Consider the following 19765-nt stretch of genomic DNA (forward strand, 5'->3'; position numbering starts at 1 on the left):
TTCAGAGAAAGCTGAAGACCTGTCCACGTTTTCCTGTGAAGCAGTGCTGGGCGCGTCGCCTGCCGTACCCGGCTTTAGTTATCGGTCAGGTGCGCGATGTCAGGTTCCAGCGTGGTCATCTGGCTGTGGTGCTGTTTTCGAGCCCTTCGGAGGGAGTGAGCATGTCGCCGAGGTTTCGGGGCCCGCTGATGTCCGATGCGCACCCTTTGGCCTGGCCGATCACCCTTTCTGTAAGCGTCACACCCGCGTATAAAGGGTGTTCGGGTCAGCCAAAGGGGGTTCGGCAGTGTGTTGTAGCCCTCTGCTCGCGGGTCGTCGGGGGGTCTGAGCGCTATTAGGCTCGTTGACATGACTTCTGCCCCTACGCTGACCGTTCGACGAGTGACGACGACCAGGGCGGGAGGGTTCTCGGCACCGCCTTACGAGTCGTTCAACCTTGGGGATCACGTCGGCGACGATCCGGCGACGGTGCGGCGCAACAGGGATCGGCTGGCCGAGGGGATCGGGCTCACGCCGGATCGGCTGGTGTGGATGGAGCAGATCCATGGGCGCAATGTCGAGATCATCGATGGGCCTCGGGATGAGCCGGTGCCTGCTACCGATGCGATCGTGACGAACGTTCCTGGTCTTGCACTGGTGGTGTTGACCGCTGACTGTGTGCCGATTCTTTTGTCCGACGACGAGGCGGGGGTGCTGGCCGCAGTGCATGCCGGGCGGATCGGGGCTCGGATCGGGATCGTGCCCCGGGTGCTCGAGGCGATGGTGTCGATCGGTGCGCGAGTCGATCGGATCGGTGCGTTCCTCGGGCCCGCCGCGTCCGGGCGTCAATACGAAGTGCCCGCGGCGATGCGTGCGGATGTCGAGAAGCACCTGCCGGGTAGCGCCTCGACCACTGTGCGCAAGACACCTTCGCTCGACCTGCGGGCCGGAATCACCAGGCAGCTCATCGAAGCCGGCGTCAACGGGGTCGCCGTCGATCCGCGCTGCACCATCGAAGACCGCACCCTGTTCAGCCATCGCCGCGGGGCACCGACCGGTCGGCTCGGCAGCGTGATCTGGGCGGAGGTGCGGTAATGACCAATCCGGAAGCCGTTGCGCCGCAAGTGGACGCGCGCACCGCCGAGCTGGCCACCAATCTCGCCGCGCTGCTCCAGCGGGTCGACACAGCCTGTCTCGCGGCGGGTCGCAAGCCGGATTCGGTGCGTCTACTCCCCGTGACGAAGTTTTTCCCGGTCGAGGACGTGGCGATCCTCTACCGCCTCGGTCGGCGCGAGTTCGGCGAATCGCGCGAGCAGGAGGCCACGGCCAAGGTGGCAGCCCTGCCAACTTTGGTCGGGCAGCCGCATTTGGTAGGGCAGAGCACCGAAAGTGACGAAGACCTCCCGGATGTGCAGTGGCACATGATCGGACGCCTGCAGCGCAACAAAGCACGGGTCGTCGCGCGCTGGGCGCACGCCGTGCACTCGGTTGACAGCGAACGCCTGGCAACAGCTCTTGGCGGGGGTGCGCGGGCCGCGCTGGACGCGGGGGAGCGGACCGACCCGGTGCGCGTCCTACTGCAGGTGAGCCTGGATGAAGACCCTTCGCGCGGCGGTGTCGCGCCCGACGAATTGGCGCGGCTCGCGGAACATGTTGCGGGGTCTCAGGGATTACGACTGTCCGGTCTGATGGCCATTCCGCCATTGGGGGCCGAGTCTGATGCGGCATTTGCGCGACTTGCGACATTGCACACCATGCTGCTTGCCGAGCATCCCGGTGCGACAGAACTTTCCGCAGGAATGTCGGGAGATCTGGAAACCGCCATCGAACACGGGTCCACGTGTGTGCGTGTCGGTACCGCCTTGATGGGCGCTCGACCGATAACCTCGGCGTAGCAAAGAAACCTCATCAGTCACATTCGACACATATGCTTGAGGCAGACGAGGGCTGAGCAAGACTTCAACACCCGGCCGCCACCGGGGCCGAAGGAAGGTCGACCAATATGAGCGAGCGCAGCGAGCGAGTTCTCGACGCAGCCACCATCGTGGTCATGACTGCGCCGAGCGTCAGCGAGGCCAGGTCATGAGCGAGCGCAGCGAGCGGCCAATGGACGCAGCCACCCTCGTGGTCATGGCTTCGTCGAGCGTCAGCGAGGCGAAGTCATGAGCACGCTGCATAAGTTCAAGGCGTACTTCGGCATGGTCCCTCTCGAAGATTACGAAGACGACTATGTCGATGACCGCGCCCCTCGGGGGAGCGACGAGCGCGTCGCGCGTCGCCCTCGGCCCCGTGACTACCCCGAACGCGACGGCTACGCAGCCGATCGTTACGCCGAAGACCGTTACGGCGCAGACCATTACGCCGCCGACGGATTCGAACGCGAGGACGCCGGTTACCCGGAGCCCGCGTACAAGTCGCCGTACAAGGCCGGATACCCCGTCTCCCGCCGCGACGAGTACGCCGACGAGCCCTACGGCGAGGACCGCTACGACACGCAGCGTCGTCCCACCCGGATCGAGACCGCGCCGTCGTCCGGCCGGTTCCGGGCGGGCGGCACCGCGCCGCCGCTGCGTGGCACCACCCGTGGTGCGCTCGCCGTCGATCCCGACGCCGAGGAGCGCAGGCTCGAGGAGCGCGTGCGCCCCGAGCCGGCACCCGCGCGCAGGCCGGGGATCTTCGAGGACGGAGGCCCCTTGTCCAAGATCACGACACTGCGCCCGCGCGATTACAGCGAGGCCAGGATCATCGGCGAGCGGTTCCGCGAGGGCAACCCGGTGATCATGGACCTGGTCGATCTGAGCAACGCCGACGCCAAGCGCCTCGTCGACTTCGCCGCCGGACTCGCGTTCGCGCTGCGTGGCTCGTTCGACAAGGTTGCTACGAAGGTGTTCCTCCTCTCACCGGCCGATGTCGACGTATCAGCCGAAGAACGCCGACGCATCGCCGAAACCGGCTTCTACAACCAGAAATAAGGTCGTGATCTGGGGGGTGTTGCAGACCGGTCGCAGGTGGGGCGGCGCGGTCATTTTGCGCAAAGCGGATTTTGCGGCAGAGTGAAGTCGTGGCCTTGTTCGCGGTGCTGTACTTCGTACTGTTCATCTTCTGGCTGTTGCTGATCAGCCGGGTGATCGTCGAGTTCATCCGAAGCTTCGCTCGTGACTGGCGCCCTACCGGTGTCGTGGTCATCATCCTCGAGGTGATCTTCACGATCACCGACCCTCCGGTGAAACTCCTGAGGCGGTTGATACCACCGGTGTCACTGGGAGGAATTCGCCTGGATCTGTCGATTATGGTCTTGCTTTTCATCGTCTTCATCTTGATGTCGATCGTGGGCAGGCTCGGGCAACCGGTAGCCCCGGTGTGACAGAATGGGCCGTGAAGTAGCTTGCTAGATCTGCTAGATCTCCAAAAGACGCGTGAAGGGATCCTTCCATGCCGCTGACTCCAGCCGATGTGCACAACGTCGCGTTCAGCAAACCGCCGATCGGGAAGCGCGGCTACAACGAGGATGAAGTCGACGCCTTCCTGGATCTCGTCGAGCAGGAACTCTCGCGTCTGATCGAGGAAAACGCCGATCTGCGTCAGCGGGTCGCCGAACTCGACGCGGAACTGGCCGATGCCAAAAAGAATCGCGGTCCCGTCGGCCCGAACAACGTGAAAGCGCCTGTCCAGCAGGCCCCGCCGCCGCCTCCGGAGCCGATCAAGCCGCCGGTGCAGCAGGCCCCGCCTGCCCCGATGCCCGCGCCGCCCGCCCCGAAGGAAGCGCCGAGTGCGGACGCGAACCTGCAGGCCGCCAAGGTGCTCAGCCTCGCCCAGGAGATGGCGGACCGGCTGACCAGCGACGCGAAGGTCGAAGCGGAAAACCTGCTGTCGAACGCCAGGGCAAATTCCGAGCGTCTCGTCGGCGATGCCAGGACCCGGTCCGAGGCGATGATCGCCGACGCTCGTCAGAAGGCCGACGCGATGCTGTCGGACGCGCAGTCCCGTTCGGACAACCAGCTGCGGCAGGCCAAGGAAAAGGCCGACGCCCTGCAGGCCGATGCCGAGCGCAAGCACACCGAGATCATGGCCACCATCACCCAGCAGCGCAGCGTGCTGGAGAGCCGGATCGAGCAGCTCAAGACCTTCGAGCGGGAGTACCGGGTGCGGCTGAAGTCCTACCTGGAGTCGCAGCTCGAAGAGCTGGAGAACCGCGGCTCGGCGGTCCCGGTCGACGGTGGCGAGGCCTTCGCCGACGCCAACACGGCCAACAACCTGCAGCCCGCTACGTTTGCCAAGGGTGGCAAGTAAGCCGCTCGCACCGAGCACACCGCAGTTCACGCAACTAAGGGAACTGTCGAGCCGCCTGGCATGGCTCGATTTACCCGCCCCGTCGGCTTCGCCTCCTCGCCAACCCCCGGGGGGTCACCATGCTCGTCTTGACGCTTGTCCTTGCCGCCGTCGGATTCGCACTACTGGTAGCCGCGCTGACCACCGGATCGGTGATCTGGGCGTGGGGCTGCATCGTGGTGTGCGTGCTGGGTGCGGTGCTCTTGCTGGTCAGTGCCCTGTCTATGCGTAAGCCGGACGAAGATTCGGCTCCGCCGCCGGGTCGCCACGCGAAACGCTAGGTGGGCCGTAAACAGGTTTGACCGCACTGGCTAGAATCAAACATGAACATGGCGTTGATCCGGCCATCACCGGGGAGCCTTCGGAAGAACAGCACCGGCTGCCGCTCGGCAAGGGTGCCCAGTAGAACCGAACGGGTGAGCCCGTCACAGCTCATAACGAGAGGTTCGGCAGCTCTGGCCGGACAAGCGGGGTGGTACCGCGGTATCGGCGCACCGGCGCCGGCATCGTCCCCGTGCCAACGGAAACGGCACGAGGAGATGCATCCGCGATGGCGGACCAAACTTCCAGCAACAGCGCATACCCGCGCGTCGACCTCAACGTCGGCGGCGGAGCGGCCTTCCCTGAGATGGAACGCCGGGTGCTAGACGCATGGGCCGCCGCCGACACCTTCCGTCGGAGCATCGAAAACCGTTCCGGGGCACCGGAGTTCGTCTTCTACGACGGACCGCCGTTTGCGAACGGTCTGCCGCATTATGGGCATTTGCTCACCGGATACGTCAAAGATCTGGTACCGCGTTTCCAGACGATGCGCGGTAAGCGTGTCGATCGGCGTTTCGGCTGGGATTGTCACGGATTGCCCGCGGAGCTCGAGGCGGAAAAGCAGCTCGGTATCACGGACAAATCACAGATCGAAGCAATGGGCCTCGCCGAATTCAACGCGGCCACTAAATCTTCCGTGCTGCGCTACACCAACGAATGGCGCGAGTATGTGACACGTCAGGCGCGTTGGGTCGACTTCGACAACGACTACAAGACACTCGATCTCGACTTCATGGAGTCGGTGATGTGGGCGTTCAAGTCGCTGCACGACAAGGGCCTGATCTACCAGGGTTTCCGGGTGCTGCCCTACAGCTGGTACGAGCAGACGCCGCTGTCGAATCAGGAAACCCGCCTCGACGACGCCTACAAGATGCGCCAGGACCCGGCGGTCACCGTCGACATGGTGCTGCGCGTGCCCGCCGAGCATCCGCTGCACGCGCTCGACGGCGCCAACGCGCTGATCTGGACCACCACCCCGTGGACCCTGCCGTCCAACCTCGCCATCGCCGTGCACCCCGACGTGCGCTACGTGCACCTGCGCGGCGCCGACGGCAAGCGCTATCTGCTGGCGGCCGAACGCGTGTCGCACTACACCCGTGAGTTCGGCGAGGAGCCCGAAGTTCTCGGCGAGTTCGACGGCGCCGCGCTGACCGACCTGGCCTACACGCCGCCGTTCGACTTCTTCCTCGGCCACCCGCGTGCACACCGCGTGCTGAACGCCGACTACGTGACCACCGACTCCGGCACCGGAATCGTGCACCTCGCACCGGCCTTCGGTGAAGAGGACATGGATGTCGCCACCGCCAACGGCATCGAGATCGTGCAACCGCTCGATCAGGGCGGCAAGTTCACCTCGATGGTGCCGCCGTACGAGGGCCTGATGGTCTTCGACGCCAACCCGGTGATCATCAAGGACCTCAAGGCCGCCGGGAAGCTGTTCCGGCACGAGACGATCGAGCACTCCTACCCGCACAGCTGGCGTTCCGGCCAGCCGCTGATCTACATGGCGGTGCCGTCCTGGTTCGTCGCGGTCACCAAGTTCCGCGACCGGATGGTCGAGCTGAACCAGCAGATCGACTGGGTGCCCGAGCACATGCGTGACGGCCAGTTCGGCAAGTGGCTCGAAGGCGCGCGGGACTGGAACATCAGCCGCAACCGCTACTGGGGCAGCCCGATCCCCGTGTGGGTGTCCGACGATCCGGCCTACCCGCGCCTGGACGTCTACGGGTCGCTCGACGACCTGGAGCGGGACTTCGGCGTGCGCCCGACCGATCTGCACCGGCCGATGATCGACGAGCTGACCCGCCCGAATCCCGATGATCCGACCGGCAAGTCGACCATGCGCCGGGTGCCCGAGGTGCTCGACTGCTGGTTCGAGTCCGGCTCCATGCCGTTCGCCCAGGTGCACTACCCGTTCGAGAACAAGGAGTGGTTCGCCAACCACTTCCCCGGCGATTTCATCGTCGAGTACAACGGGCAGACCAGGGGCTGGTTCTACAACCTGCACGTGCTCTCGACCGCCCTGTTCGACAGCCCCGCCTTCAAAACCGTTGTCGCGCACGGCATCGTGCTCGGTGACGACGGGCTGAAGATGAGCAAGTCCAAGGGCAACTACCCGAACGTGAACGAGGTGTTCGATCGGGACGGCTCCGACGCGATGCGCTGGTTCCTGATGAGTTCGCCGATCCTGCGCGGCGGCAACCTCATCGTCACCGAGCGCGGCATCCGCGAGGGCGTCAGCCATGCGCTGCGGCCGCTGTGGAACGCGTGGACCTTCCTACAGCTGTACGCCTCGAAACCCGGTACCTGGCGCACGGATTCGCCGCACGTGCTGGATCGCTACATCTTGGCCAAGCTCGCGGCGACCCGCGACGCGATGACCGAGGCGTTCGAGACCTACGACATCGCCGGTGCCTGCGATCAGTTGCGTGGCTTCGCCGACGCGCTCACCAATTGGTATGTGCGCCGGTCGCGTTCGCGCTTCTGGAGCGAGGAGCCGGATGCGGTGGACACGCTGCACACGGTGCTCGAGGTGGTCACTCGGCTGGCGGCGCCGCTGCTTCCGTTGATCACCGAGGTGATCTGGCGTGGACTCACCGGCGGCGAGTCGGTGCACCTGACCGACTGGCCGAAAGACGGTGAGCTGCCTGCCGATCCGGAGCTGGTCGCCGCGATGGACGAGGCCCGGGTGGTCTGCTCGACGGTGCTGAGCCTGCGCAAGGCGCAGAACCTGCGGGTGCGGCTGCCGCTGGCCGAGGTCACCATCGCCGCGGCCGACGCCGCGCGGCTGGCGCCTTATGCTGACATCATCGCCGACGAGGTGAACGTCAAGAAGGTCGACCTGACCACCGATGTCGCCGTGCACGGCCGGTTCGAACTGGTCGTCAACGCCCGGGCCGCCGGTCCGCGGCTCGGCAAGGACGTGCAGACGGTGATCAAGGCGGTCAAAGCCGGCGAATGGTCCGAGGACGCCGACGGCGTCGTCACCGCCGCCGGAATCGCTCTGCTCCCTGAGGAATACACGCAGCGACTGGTCGCCGCCGAACCGGAGTCCACCGCCGCCCTGCCCGGCAATGCCGGCCTGGTGGTGCTGAACTCGGTGGTCACCGAGGAACTGGAGGCCGAGGGCTGGGCCCGCGACCTCATCCGTGATCTGCAGGAGACCCGAAAGTCGTTGGGGCTGGACGTGTCCGACCGGATCACCGTGGTACTCGCGGTGCCCGCGGACCGGGCCGGATGGGCCGAAACCCACCGCGACCTGATCGCCGGCGAGATCCTCGCCACCACCCTCACCCTCGGCGACGTGGGCGCCGACGCCGCCGACCTGGTCGGCGGAGTGCGCGCACAGGTCACCAAGGCCTGACGGTTCGAAACAGCAGGAGCGGGGCCGAAATCGGCCCCGCTCTTGCTATTTCGGTGCTATCTCGTGGCCGGGCTGTCCCGTCGCCGCGCGATTCCTGAGCGGCGGCGCCCAGTGTGTGACCACGCTGTCCCAGCGTCGGTCGCGTCGGTCGCGTCGGTCGCGTCGGTCGCGCCGCTCCTGTTGCTCCGCCGCGACCCCGCGCTCGGCCGCCCTGTAGGCGCCCATCAGGCCGGTGCCAGCAGCTGCTGCTGGCGTACTCCGGGCAACCCTCGATCGCTGGTTCGGTCAGGTCGATGTGCCTGAGGCGGAACGGGTTCCGGTGCGCGGGGTGACCCGGCTGGAGATGGCGCGGGTCGCGTTGGCGCCGCTGCGTGACACGCTCTCGGCCGAGCGGCTGGAGCGGTTGATCAATGCCGTCGTGCTGGTGTTCGGCGTCGAAGCCCTGGTCTCCACGCGCGACACCTGTGGGCTCGATCCAGAAGCGGCCACCGAGACCATGAGCTGGGCGGCCCGCGCGCTGGTGCGCGCCGCGGTGGCCGAGGTGCGACCCGAGTGAAGGCCGCACCGCGGCAACGGCTTTCGGCTACTTGTAGTCGTTCTCTTTGAGCTGGATCAGATAGGCGCGCCGCTCCGAGATCAGCGCGTCGCGCATCACGAACACCTCGCCCGCCACCATGTGCATCAGCTCGCCCTCGACCGTCGTCGCCTCGATGGCGACCTCGGCCATGACGACATCGTCTTCCTCGACCATCCGTTGAATGGTCAGTCGCGGGCTTCCGGTGAAGCCGGGGTTCTCGATCTCCTTGTCGTAGGCGTCTTTTCCGCTCAGCTGGAACCAGCCGAACACGGTCCATTCGATGTCGTCGGTCAGACAGGACAGGATCTGCTGGTGATCGGTCTTGTTGAAGCCGTCGATGTACCGCTCGACCGTTTGTTTGTTCGCCGACACGATGGTTCTCCCTCACGCTGGTCCGTCGCTGCGTGCTCCCGCAGCCGCCCGTCGACTGTAAGCCCAACTGATTGCGTAATGCAATCGGTTTTGCGGCTGCAGCACCGGTGAGCTTTAATCTTGAATGTGATGTAGATCACATGCTAGAAATTTGCTGAACCGTTGTTGCAGGTCCGAGCCTCGCGGCAGAATCGGAGCTGGTGCTGTTGTTGCAGATATCGACCTCTGGGGCAGCAGTGAGTTCGTGAACCCAGCGGCTGCGGCTCCACATGGATGACGCTGCTCGACCCGGGCGTCAGCCGGGACCGCCGGACGGTGACCCGCACGCCGGGCCGCCGGAAGGGACGAGCACGTGAAGAGAAAACCCTTGCGTCGCATCGCTTTCGGATTCCTCCTAGCGACGGTCGCGACATTGCTCCTGGCGGGACCGGGCTGGTCGGACACCGGTAGCGGCACCGGCAGTGCCGAATCCCTGTCCGCCTCCGGTTCGGCCGCGATCCCGCTGCCCAGCTCGCACGGGGTAGGTGCGCTGGCGGCGGCCACCTCGCAGACCGGAAAGCCGTATGAATGGGGCGGCACCGGCCCGTTCGCCTGGGATTGCTCCGGCCTGGTGCAGTGGGCGTTCCGTCAGGTCGGCGTCAACATTCCGCGCACGACCTGGGAGCAGGCCAGAGCGGGCGCGCCCGTCCCGTTCTTCGCGCTCTCGCCCGGCGATGTGGTGGTGCTGAACACCGACGGCTCACACGTCGGCATTTACGCGGGCTTCGGTCAGATCTTCAACGCCTACGACTGGGGTGTCCCCGTCGGGCTCAGCCCGCTGCGTCAGTTCGACATCTACGCCATCCGGCGCTTCTAGCCGCACGCCTTGTGCCTTCCCGCACCGGAAATCACATGCGAATTCCGGTGCGGGACATCAGGATTAGTGCGTCTCTTCGACGAGGCTGCGCAGTAGCGGAGCGTACTGCGGGTTGGCCAGCGCCGAGGCGAACTGGGCGACCAGGTAGTCGGCCGGGTTGCCGGTGTCGTACCACCGGCCCTGGATCACCTGGCCGAAGACCGGGTTGTCGGCGGCGTGCACGTTGATCGCGTCGGTCAGGTAGACCTCGCCGGAGCGATGCTCGTACCAGGCCCTGGTCTGGGTGCGCAGTTCCTCGATGATGCCGGGGGTGACCACGTAGCCGCCGATCGCGGCGAAGTCCGACGGCGCGTCCTCGGGCTTGGGCTTTTCCCGCAGGCCGGTGATGCGCAGCAGCCCGTTGCCCTGGTCGTCGGCGACCACCGGCACGCCGTAGCGCTGCGACTCGGACGGGTCCATCGGCATCAGCGCGAGCACCGGGGCGCCGGTCGTCTCGTAGGCGTCGATCAGCTGCTGCGCGCGCGGGACGTCGGCGACGAACACGTCGTCCGGCCACAGCACCAGCATCGGCTCGTCGCCCAGATTGCGGGCCGCGTTGAGCACCGGGGTGCCGTTGCCGTAGGGGCCGTGCTGGTCGAGGTAGGTGATGTGGCCGAGCCTGGAGAGCTCGCCGACCTCTTCGACGGCGTCGGCGTATGCGGTCTTTCCGTCCGTGCGTAGCTGGGCCACCAGGGCCGGGTTGGGCCGGAAGTGGTCCTGGATCAACGACTTTCCGCTGCTGACCACGATGGTGATGTCGGTGATGCCCGACGCGACCAGCTCGCGGACCGTATGTTCGATGACCGGCTTGTCGCCGACCGGCAGCATCTCCTTCGGGATGGCCTTGGTCAGCGGGAGGAGCCGGGAACCGATACCGGCGGCCGGGATCACGGCCTTGCGGATCTTCATGGGTCCGATCATCACATACGAAGCTGGACCGCAAGGGCAGTCCCCGTGCTTCGTCAACTGTTTACCGAAGCCGTGTAGTGCGGTGGCGCGGTCGATATTCGCCCAGGTCGTGGGCTGGTTGTTCGTTCAAGGTCGAGTGTTTGCCGGACGGTCGGCCGCCTGCGATCTCTACAGGAAATCAACAGCAAGTACGTAGTGACTACCCAGCGTCGGGACCTGTCCGGATCTGTCGGTGTCCGGGCGTAGATTCCCGTTCGTGAGTGAGCGCAGCGAGCGAACCATCGACACAGCGTCTGTGCGAACGACGGAGCCGAGCGCCGGCGAGGCGCAGTCGTGAGTACCGACAAGGCGACCGTCGCCGAGATCCTCGAGCAGCTCGAGCCGCTGGATGTGCGGGCCAGGGCGATGTTCGGTGAGTACGGCCTGTACTGCGACGACAAGCTGGTCGCGCTGATCGCCGACGATCATTTGTTCGTGAAGCCCACCGTGGTCGCGACCGACTACGCCGAGGAATCCTGGCTGGCACCGCCGTATCCCGGCGCCAAGGACTACTACCGCGTGCCGGCGCCGCGACTGGCGGATTCGGCCTGGTTGGGGGAGTTCGTGCAGCGCACCGCCGACCGGTTGCCGGTGCGCGTACCGAAGTCCAGGAAACCCTCGGCGAAACCACGGTGAGCGAGCAGCATCCGCGTTGGCGCGCCGACGCACCGCGCGCGGTACCCGCCGACGTCCAGGGCGCGGTACCCGCCGGTGTGGGGAGTGTTGCCGTCGATGTGGGGACCTCCGTACGGGCGGATGCGCAGAGCACGGCCCGGCGCTGGGTGCTGCACATCGATATGGATGCGTTCTACGCGTCGGTCGAACAGCTGACCCGCCCCACGTTGCGCGGGCGGCCGGTCCTGGTCGGCGGCACCGGCGGGCGCGGCGTGGTCGCGGGCGCGAGCTATGAGGCGCGGGTGTACGGCGCGCGTTCGGCGATGCCGATGCACATGGCGCGCAGGCTGGTCGGCGTCACCGCGGTGGTGGTGCCGCCGCGCGGCATCGTGTACGGCACGCTCAGCGGGCAGGTGTTCGACGCGCTGCGCAGCCGGATCCCGGTGCTGGAGACGCTGTCGTTCGACGAGGCGTTCGGCGAGCCCGCCGAACTGGCCGGTGCGACGGTGGCCCACGTACAGGAGTTCTGCGAGGAACTGCGCGCGGTGGTGCGCGAACGTACCGGGCTGACCGCCTCGGTGGGTGCGGGCACCGGCAAACAACTCGCCAAGATCGCCTCGGCACTCGCCAAACCCGATGGGGTACGGGTGGTTTCGGCGGTCGAGCAGCCACAGATGCTGGCCGCCCTGCCGGTGCGCAAGCTGTGGGGGATCGGCCCGGTGGCCGAGCACAAGCTGCGTTCGCTCGGCATCGAGACGGTCGGCGCGTTCGCCGCACTGCCGGAATCCGAGGCGATGTCGATCCTCGGTGGCAGCGTCGGCGCCGCGCTGCACCGGCTGGCCCGCGGCATCGATGACCGTCCGGTCGCCGAACGCAACGAGGCCAAACAGATCAGCGCCGAAACCACCTTCGAGACCGACATCGTCACGCTGGCCCAGCTGCGCCCCGCCATCGAGTCGATGGCGGCGGCCGCGCATCGCCGCCTGATCAAGGACGGTCGCGCCGCCCGCACCGTCGTGCTCAAGCTGCGCAAGTCCGACATGAGCATCGTGACGCGCTCGTTCACCCTGCCGTACGCGACCGAGGATCTCGTCACACTCACCACCGCCGCGCAGCGCTCGGCGATCGATCCGGCCGAGCTCGGCCCGATCCGGCTGGTCGGCGTCGGCTACGGCGGATTGTCCACCGTGCGACAGGAATCCTTGTTTCCGGAACTGGACCAGGCGCCGGTCGCCGAGGACTGGGAGCAGACCGACGACCCCGCCGCGGACGACGCCGCAAAGGCGCCTGCGCCGCTCGCGACCCCGCTGTCTGTCCCGCTCTGGCACCCGGGCATGGACGTCGAACACCCCGAGCTCGGCCACGGCTGGGTGCAGGGCGGTGGCTACGGCGTGGTGACCGTCCGCTTCGAGACCCGCTCGACCGGCCCCGGCCCGGCCCGCACCTTCCCCGCCGACGATCCGAGCCTGACCAGAGCCGATCCGCTGCACAGTCTGCGGTGACCCGGCCAGCGAACGGCTCGACATCGCCGAGCCCACCGCGTACGTTCGCTGCCGACGACATCAGTCTGTCCCGTGTGGGTCCACGCGGTTCTCTGCTGTGCCGGTAGCCTGGGAGCTCGTGCAGCGCCGCCGGTCGGGTGGAGGCTGCCATTGGTGGACATGACACGGACCTACTCGAACGCAAAGGACGAGCAGTTGAAGCTTCGTAAGACTGGCCGCATCGCGATCGCCGGCCTGGCCGTCGTTGCCGCGCTGGGCATGACCGCATGCAGCAGTGACAGCAAGGACAGCAAGCCCGCCGCCAAGACGTCGACCAGCGCTAGCGCGTCTGCGTCGGCCAACGCCGCGAACCTGCCGCCCATCCCGACCCCTGCGGAGCTGAACACGGCGCTGGCCCGCGCGCTCGACCCGTCCGTGCCGGCGGCGGAGAAGCTGGACGGCGTCCAGGGCGCCGAGGCCGACCCCACCCTGCCCGATCGCCTCTCCCAGGCCGCCAAGGGCGCCGACGTGAAGATCGAGGTCACCGACGTCTCCAGCTTCGGCGACAGCGTCAACGCCAAGGCCAAGTTCGTCGTCAACGGCCAGGAGAACATCGTCGACGTGCCGTTCGTCGCCGACAACGGCAAGTGGAAGATCCAGAAGTCCTGGGCCTGCGCCATGCTGACCAACCTCGGCCAGACCTCCACGGCCTGCGGCTAAATCGCTTCGTCGCGGCCGGCCCTTGCGAGTCGGCCGCGACAACGGCCGTTTTGTCCGATACCGCTCGGTGGCCGAATACGCAGGCTGAGTTGGTGATTCGGGTGCCGGTAGCTGGGACTCTGTGTCGTCCGATGATTTCGCGCTAGCATCCACCGTCGTGACTGTCAGTGACGCTGTGCGTGAGTCCGCCCAACCGTCGGCACAGCGGGGGGATCCGCAGGATCCGGCAGGGCGCCCTACGGGGATCGCTCGCCGACTCCGGTTGCTGGCACTCATCAGTGGGGCCATCGCGGTCCTCGCCGCGGTGTCGCTCCCGTTCCTGCCGGTCCGCCAGGACCAGTCCAGCGTGGTGTGGCCGCAGACGGCCGCGGTCACCTCGGTGACGTCGCCGCTGTTGACCTACGCGCCGATGAATCTGTCCGCCGAGATTCCGTGCGCTGCGTTCGGCGCGCTCGCGGACTCGGGCGGCGTTGTGGTGTCGACGATTCCGCATCAGTCACCCGATGCGGAGCGCTACGGATTCGTCGTCAAGGTCGTCGCCGACGCGCCTGATCGCCCGGGCCGGGTCGACGTGGTGTCGCGCAACATGCTGCTGTGGTCGTCGCCGCTGAGCGCGGTCCGCGATCAGTCCTGTTCGGTCGGCATCGACATGAACACCAAGCAGACCACGGTGTCGGCCCCCGGTCTCGCGGATGCGGACAAGCAGTTCGCGAGCGACATCCGCCCGCAGGTCGTCGGCGTCTTCAGCGAGCTCACCGGCGCGGCGCCGTCGGGGCTGCACGTGAATGTGCAAGTAGATTCCCGTTTTTCGTCGTCGCCGACGCTGCTGAAGCAGGCCATGATCGGGCTGGCCGCGCTGGCCACACTCGTTGCACTGGTCGCGCTGTATCGATTGGACAGCCTGGACGGCCGCAGATCGCGACGGTTCCTGCCCACCCGCTGGTGGCGGTTGCAGCCGCCGGACTACCTGGTGTTCGCGACACTGCTGGTGTGGCACTTCATCGGCGCCAACACCTCCGATGACGGCTACATCCTCGGGATGGCGCGCGCCTCGCAGAGTTCCGGCTTCATGTCGAACTACTACCGATGGTTCAGCGTCGACGAGGGGCCGTTCTACACGCCGTACACCGACATGATCTCGTTGCTGACCCACGTGTCGTCGGCGAGCCCGTGGGTTCGGTTGCCCACGTTGATCGTTGGTGTCGTCGCCTGGTGGGTGATCAGCCGCGAGATCCTGCCCCGGCTCGGTATCGCGTTGCGCGCCAACGCGATCGTCATCTGGACCAGCGCACTGGTGTTCCTCGCGTTCTGGATGCCCTACAACAACGGCCTGCGCGCCGAACCCTTTGTCGCGCTTGGCGTGATCCTCACCTGGGCCTCGGTCGAGCGGTCCATCGCAACCCGGCGACTGTTGCCGTACGCGCTCGCGATCATCATCGCGGCCTTCACCCTGACCTGCGCGCCTTCTGGCCTGATCTGTCTCGGCGCGCTTGCCGCCGGAGCACGCACGATGACCGCGGTGCTCGTGCAGCGGGCCAAGAACTCCGGCTACCTCACGCTGCTACTGCCCGTGCTCGCGGCCGGGACGGTCGTGCTGACCGTGGTCTTCGCGGATCGGACCCTGGCCGGGGCCCGCGAGATGTTCTACGTGCACGGCAGGATCGGCCCCGGCGAGTCCTGGTTCTTCGAGTTCCTGCGCTACCAGTATCTGCTGCAGATCAACTCCGACGGCTGGATCACCCGGCGGTTCGGCATGTTCATGATGCTGATCGGCCTGGTGGTCTGCGTGGTCACGATGCTGCGCCGGGGCGGGCGTATTCCGGGGACCGCCCTCGGACCCGGGCGACGACTCGTCGGCATCACCGTCGCCGCAATGGTGTTGATGATGTTCTCCCCGACGAAGTGGACTCACCAGTTCGGCGTTTTCGCCGGACTGGCCGCCTGTGTCGCGGCGCTGACCGCCGTCTCGATCAGTCCCGGCGTCACGCGCCCGCTGCGCAACCGGGCACTGTTCGCCGCCGGTGTCTTCTTCGCGATGGCGCTGACCTTCGTCGGCGCCAACGGCTACTGGTACGTGTCGGCGTGGGGAATTCCGTGGTGGGACAAGCCGCCGACCCTCGCGGGCTTCGGACTGTCGACCTTCGCCGCGGGGCTTTCGGTGCTCGCGCTTGCGGTCGCGGCCTGGTTCCACATTCGCCCGGAGTCACAGTATTCACCCACCCCGTCGGCTGCGCCTCCTGCCGACCCCCAGTATTCACCCACCCCGTCGGCTGCGCCTCCTGCCGACCCCCAGTACTCACCCACCCCGTCGGCTGCGCCTCCTGCCGACCCCCGGCCGCGGCCCGGCTCGGTGCTGGATCGGATCGCGCGCGTTCCGGTGCTCGCCGTCGTCGCAGCCGCCATGGTGTTGTTCGAGGTGCTGTCGTTCGCGAAAGCGACAGTGGCGCAGTACCCGTCGTATTCGACAGCGCAATCGAACCTGTCCTCGGCCTTCTCCGGTGGTTGTGGCATGGCCGACGACGTGTTGATCGAGACAGATCCCAACGCATCGATGTTGAGCCCGCTGGCAGGCTCCGCCGCGACGGCGCTCGCCGGTGCCGACTCGACCGGCTTCACGCCGAACGGGGTGGCGACCGACCTCACCTCCGATGAGGTCGAATCCACCACGGGCAAGGCGAATTCCGTCGCCAGCGCCGACTCCGGGGACAAGGCCGATCCGAAGGCCGGGTCGAAATCGCCCGGGTCCGAGACCGGTACGTCGGGTGCCGGAATCAACGGCAGCAGTGTCCCGCTGCCCTACGGCCTGGATCCGGCGACAACCCCGGTGCTCGGTAGCTATCGGGAAGGCGCCCAGGTGCCTGCCGAGCTGACATCGGGGTGGTATCGACTTCCCAACGCCACCAACGGAAGCCGCGGCGACATCATCTCGATCGCGGTCGCCGGTCGGATCCGGCACGTCGACAGCGACGGCATCGTGCATCCCGGTCAGGACCTGCGCGTCGAGTACGGTCGCGCCGGAACCGACGGCACGGCTACCGCGCTCGGCAGTGTGGACCCGATCGACATCGGTCCGTCCCCGACATGGCGCAACGTGCGCGTTCCGTTCGACCAGCTGCCCGGCGACGCGGACGTCGTCCGGATCGTCGCCAGCGACAAGGATCTCGGCAAGGACCAGTGGCTCGCGGTGACCCCGCCGCGCGTGCCGCAGACGAAAACCATGACCGCCGTGGTTGGTTCGCGGACACCGGTGCTGCTGGACTGGGAGGTCGGCCTGAACTTCCCTTGCCAGAACCTCGTTCCGACGTACGCGGGTGTCGGCGACCTGCCCGCGTACCGAATCCTGCCGGACCGCAACGGCGCGACCATCACCAACCTCTGGCAGGCCCACGACGGCGGCGGCCCGCTCGGCTGGACCCAGCTGCTCTTCACCGCCCGCGCCTTGCCCACCTATCTGGACAAGGACTGGGACCGGGACTGGGGCTCGATCGAGCAGTACCTCCCACTCGACCCCAACGCCCAGCCAGCCCACCTCACCATCGACAAGACCCAACGCTGGGGCACCTGGACCCCAGGCCACATCAACACCGACTGGTAGCGAGCGGATCTCGTCGGCTGGGCCTGTGCGCTCGCATGGCCCAGCCGCGCCGACGCGGATTTGCACTGGTGTAACGGGGTATCTGATCTTGTCGATGTGATCCACGTCACGTGTCGTGGATTCTGCTGGTCAGTGCTAGTAGTGAAAGTCGGCGGCACCAGGAGAACGAAGAAACACCATGAACACTTCGGGTTGCCAGGCTATGGCTGTCACGTCTGCCACTCGCGCTCATCGGCGATCGCGCGTTGCCGCGACCGCGGCCGCCTTCGCTGCGGTTGCTCTGCTGCCTGTCGTCTGGCCCGGCGTGGCCTCTGCGTCACCGTCGCCGATGAACGCGGTCTGTGCCGGGCCGATCAACTACACCTTCAGTCCGCCGCTGACGAACACCTTGCAATCGACCAAGATCACCTGGTCGGGTGACTATTCCTGCCACTCGGCGGTGCTGTTGCCGCCAAGCCTGCGGGCCTTCAGCGGCACCTATGGCGGCTCGGTCACCATCGAAACCAGCTGCCTGCAACTGAAGACGCAGCAGATTGTGCAACAGGCCGTCACCGAGAACGACTCGTGGTTCGATCCCGGTTCGGGTAGCCCGGACGGTACGAGCACCCTGACCGGCCTCGTGTCGACGGTGCCTCGTGAGGACGGCACCAGGGCCTTCACCTGGACCGGCACCGTTACCGGCGGAAGTTGGTTCGCGAACCAGCACTACACCGGCGTCGGTGAATACACCTCCCTGTTCGGTGGCGATGTCTGCCTGCTCGGCGGTGCCGGCGAAGCCCACGGCACGTCCACCCTGGAGATTCCGCCGCTCTGAGGAATCGGTCGAGTAATCAAGCGGGTCCGTCGAAGTCGCACCCTCGGCGGACCCGTCTCGGGTGTTCACTTGGCTGAGCGCTTGCCTGTTGCCTTCGCCGGCAGCGGATGCTGCCAGCGAAGCCCCGGGAATCGAGCGAAACCCCGGTCACACGTGATCAATTCACTGCCGGACTCGATGGCCAGGGCGGCGTGATAGGCGTCGGCCACGTCATTGCCTCTGGCGTCCATGGTGCGGCATAGGTCTGCGAAGATCTCGTAGTGGCGAGGTCCTGGACGCACGGGCCGCGAATTCGGTGCGCCGAGCAGGATTTCGGTGAATTCGAGAGCCTGGTCCGGGGGTGTCGGCGTCCGGAAGATGCGTGGGTTGGTCACTACCCGAACGAATCCGCTGAGCACCAACTCGCTCAGTGCGAAGGTGGCGGGCCCGTTCACCAACGTGGTCAGCCACGCATGGACATCAGCGTGGTCGGGCGACTCGACGCGGAAAGCGTAGACCAGGACATCGACGTCAGGTAGCAGCATCGGTCAAGGTCGATCGCAACCGCGCGTCGTCGTCTTCGTAATCGGCGTCCCGGACGGTCTTCCAGCTGGCAAGGTCGACGCCGACCTGGACTCCGTCGCCGCCGAAGGACGGTAGGGCAATGTCCCTGCGGACCGTGTCTCGTTCGCTGAGTTCTTCGAGCAACATGCGCAACGCCTCCTCGATAAGGCTGGTCAGGGTCCTTCCATCCCGCGCCGCCCGTTGTTTGGCGGCGCGAAGAAGCGCATCATCCAGATCAAGGGTCGTCCGCATGCAGAGAAATGTACCCCTCATGCAGATTTCTGCACAGAACTTTCAACGATGACATCCTTGCCTGCGCGATGGGTGCGGCGGGCGCGTAGCAGGGCGTGTGCGGTGAAGATGGCCAGGGCCGTCCAGATGAGCGCGAAGCCCGCCCAGCGGGATGCGGGCATGGGTTCGTGGGCTATTGCCACGCCCCAGGCCATCTGGAGGGCCGGGGTGAGGTACTGGAGCAGGCCCATGGTGGACAGCGGAACCCGTTGCGCGGCAACGGCGAACAGCAGCAGCGGGATCAGGGTGACCGGGCCGGTGGCCAGCATCAGCGCGGCATGCCCTGCGCTGGAACCGAATTCGCTGCGGCCGGTGACCGCCAGCACGATGACGAAGACGAGCGCGAACGGCGCGGCGACCACGCCTTCGGCGGCGATGCCGCGCAACGCGTCCAGCGGGATCACCTTCTTCACCAGGCCGTACGTCGCGAACGAGCAGGCAAGCACCAGTGCGATGACCGGCGGCCTGCCGTAGTCGACCGTGAGCACCGCCACCGCGGCGGCGCCGAGCCCGAGCGCGGCCCACTGCGCCTTGGCCAGTCGCTCGCGGAAGATCAGTACGCCGAACGCGACGGTGACGAGCGGGTTGATGAAGTACCCCAGCGCGCACTCCACCACATGCCCCGAGGTGACGCCGTACACATACACACCCCAGTTGATCGCGATCGCCGCCGACGCCACCGCGGCCAGCCGCCAGATCCGCGCGCCGATGCCGCGCAGCTCGCGCAGCCGCCCGGACACCATCAGCGCCGCGAGCACCACCAGCAACGTCCACAGGATCCGCTGCGCGACCACCTCGGCCGCACTGGCGAACGCCAGCAACCCGAAGAACGCGGGGAACAAACCCCAGAGGAAAAACGCGCTCATACCGAACGCAACACCCGGGATAGACCTGCTCCGCTGCACGCTTCCGACGCTACTT

The 19765-nt window shown here is 66.7% G+C and carries 19 protein-coding genes; 14 read left to right on the forward strand and 5 right to left on the reverse strand.

The window, feature by feature from the left end; genetic code table 11:
* Positions 1-348: 348 nt before the first annotated feature.
* The 8 genes from pgeF to ABZ942_RS38775 all read left to right on the forward strand — a co-directional run bounded on the left by pgeF (position 349) and on the right by ABZ942_RS38775 (position 8549).
* A complete protein-coding gene (gene pgeF / locus ABZ942_RS38740) occupies positions 349-1074 on the forward strand; it encodes a peptidoglycan editing factor PgeF (RefSeq protein ID WP_357391193.1) in 726 nt (241 codons plus the stop codon).
* Positions 1074-1874, forward strand: coding sequence for a YggS family pyridoxal phosphate-dependent enzyme (locus ABZ942_RS38745; RefSeq protein WP_357391195.1), 801 nt, complete (start codon positions 1074-1076; stop codon positions 1872-1874). Before pgeF ends, ABZ942_RS38745 begins: the two co-directional genes overlap by 1 nt.
* Before the next feature lie 267 nt (positions 1875-2141).
* The gene (locus tag ABZ942_RS38750) at positions 2142-2951 is read left to right on the forward strand and encodes a cell division protein SepF (protein ID WP_357391197.1); all 810 of its coding nucleotides are present in this window, start codon (positions 2142-2144) and stop codon (positions 2949-2951) included.
* Between the two features lie 89 nt (positions 2952-3040).
* Complete coding sequence (locus tag ABZ942_RS38755) at positions 3041-3343, forward strand: YggT family protein (protein WP_014983168.1); 303 nt, start codon at positions 3041-3043, stop codon at positions 3341-3343.
* Between the two features lie 68 nt (positions 3344-3411).
* Positions 3412-4269, forward strand: a complete 858-nt coding sequence (locus ABZ942_RS38760; RefSeq protein ID WP_357391200.1) for a DivIVA domain-containing protein — start codon at positions 3412-3414, stop codon at positions 4267-4269.
* A gap of 119 nt (positions 4270-4388) precedes the next feature.
* The gene (locus tag ABZ942_RS38765; RefSeq protein ID WP_357391202.1) at positions 4389-4589 is read left to right on the forward strand and encodes a hypothetical protein; all 201 of its coding nucleotides are present in this window, start codon (positions 4389-4391) and stop codon (positions 4587-4589) included.
* A gap of 269 nt (positions 4590-4858) precedes the next feature.
* A complete protein-coding gene (gene ileS, locus ABZ942_RS38770) occupies positions 4859-7993 on the forward strand; it encodes an isoleucine--tRNA ligase (protein WP_357391204.1) in 3135 nt (1044 codons plus the stop codon).
* A gap of 232 nt (positions 7994-8225) precedes the next feature.
* Positions 8226-8549, forward strand: a complete 324-nt coding sequence (locus tag ABZ942_RS38775) for a hypothetical protein (protein WP_357391206.1) — start codon at positions 8226-8228, stop codon at positions 8547-8549.
* Positions 8550-8576: 27 nt separating this feature from the next.
* On the opposite strand, the gene ABZ942_RS38780 is transcribed toward ABZ942_RS38775, so the two are convergent.
* Positions 8577-8942: a nuclear transport factor 2 family protein gene (locus ABZ942_RS38780; RefSeq protein ID WP_357391208.1), complete on the reverse strand. Its 366-nt coding sequence runs from the start codon at positions 8940-8942 to the stop codon at positions 8577-8579.
* A 352-nt stretch (positions 8943-9294) separates the two neighbouring features.
* Here ABZ942_RS38780 and ABZ942_RS38785 point away from each other — a divergent pair, with 352 nt between their 5' ends.
* Entirely contained in the window at positions 9295-9798 is a 504-nt protein-coding gene (locus ABZ942_RS38785; protein WP_357391210.1) for an NlpC/P60 family protein, read from the forward strand.
* 63 nt (positions 9799-9861) lie between these two features.
* Here the strand turns inward: ABZ942_RS38785 and ABZ942_RS38790 are convergent, their stop codons facing one another.
* Entirely contained in the window at positions 9862-10746 is an 885-nt protein-coding gene (locus tag ABZ942_RS38790; protein WP_357391211.1) for a UTP--glucose-1-phosphate uridylyltransferase, read from the reverse strand.
* A 333-nt stretch (positions 10747-11079) separates the two neighbouring features.
* On the opposite strand from ABZ942_RS38790, the gene ABZ942_RS38795 reads away from it, so the two are divergent.
* The 5 genes from ABZ942_RS38795 to ABZ942_RS38815 all read left to right on the forward strand — a co-directional run bounded on the left by ABZ942_RS38795 (position 11080) and on the right by ABZ942_RS38815 (position 18010).
* Entirely contained in the window at positions 11080-11421 is a 342-nt protein-coding gene (locus tag ABZ942_RS38795) for a TfoX/Sxy family protein (protein WP_357391213.1), read from the forward strand.
* 98 nt (positions 11422-11519) lie between these two features.
* Positions 11520-12902 carry a DNA polymerase IV gene (locus ABZ942_RS38800; RefSeq protein ID WP_357391506.1) on the forward strand — a complete coding sequence of 461 codons (1383 nt, stop codon included), beginning with the start codon at positions 11520-11522 and terminating at the stop codon, positions 12900-12902.
* A gap of 159 nt (positions 12903-13061) precedes the next feature.
* On the forward strand, positions 13062-13601 hold the full coding sequence (locus ABZ942_RS38805; protein ID WP_357391507.1) for a hypothetical protein: 540 nt from the start codon (positions 13062-13064) through the stop codon (positions 13599-13601).
* Positions 13602-13758: 157 nt separating this feature from the next.
* Positions 13759-17196: an arabinosyltransferase domain-containing protein gene (locus ABZ942_RS38810; RefSeq protein WP_357391215.1), complete on the forward strand. Its 3438-nt coding sequence runs from the start codon at positions 13759-13761 to the stop codon at positions 17194-17196.
* A 328-nt stretch (positions 17197-17524) separates the two neighbouring features.
* Positions 17525-18010: a hypothetical protein gene (locus ABZ942_RS38815; protein WP_357391217.1), complete on the forward strand. Its 486-nt coding sequence runs from the start codon at positions 17525-17527 to the stop codon at positions 18008-18010.
* 65 nt (positions 18011-18075) lie between these two features.
* Here the strand turns inward: ABZ942_RS38815 and ABZ942_RS38820 are convergent, their stop codons facing one another.
* From ABZ942_RS38820 to rarD, 3 genes are read right to left on the reverse strand one after another with little or no spacing between them, the layout of a single operon-like run.
* Entirely contained in the window at positions 18076-18534 is a 459-nt protein-coding gene (locus ABZ942_RS38820) for a type II toxin-antitoxin system VapC family toxin (protein ID WP_357391219.1), read from the reverse strand.
* Positions 18521-18805 (reverse strand): type II toxin-antitoxin system VapB family antitoxin, encoded by a 285-nt coding sequence (locus tag ABZ942_RS38825; protein ID WP_357391220.1) that lies wholly within the window; start codon positions 18803-18805, stop codon positions 18521-18523. The genes ABZ942_RS38820 and ABZ942_RS38825 overlap by 14 nt, the downstream gene beginning before the upstream one ends.
* Before the next feature lie 17 nt (positions 18806-18822).
* Positions 18823-19749: an EamA family transporter RarD gene (rarD, locus tag ABZ942_RS38830; protein WP_357391222.1), complete on the reverse strand. Its 927-nt coding sequence runs from the start codon at positions 19747-19749 to the stop codon at positions 18823-18825.
* Positions 19750-19765 lie beyond the last annotated feature (16 nt).

Source organism: Nocardia sp. NPDC046473 (assembly GCF_040645995.1).
Lineage (GTDB): Bacteria > Actinomycetota > Actinomycetes > Mycobacteriales > Mycobacteriaceae > Nocardia.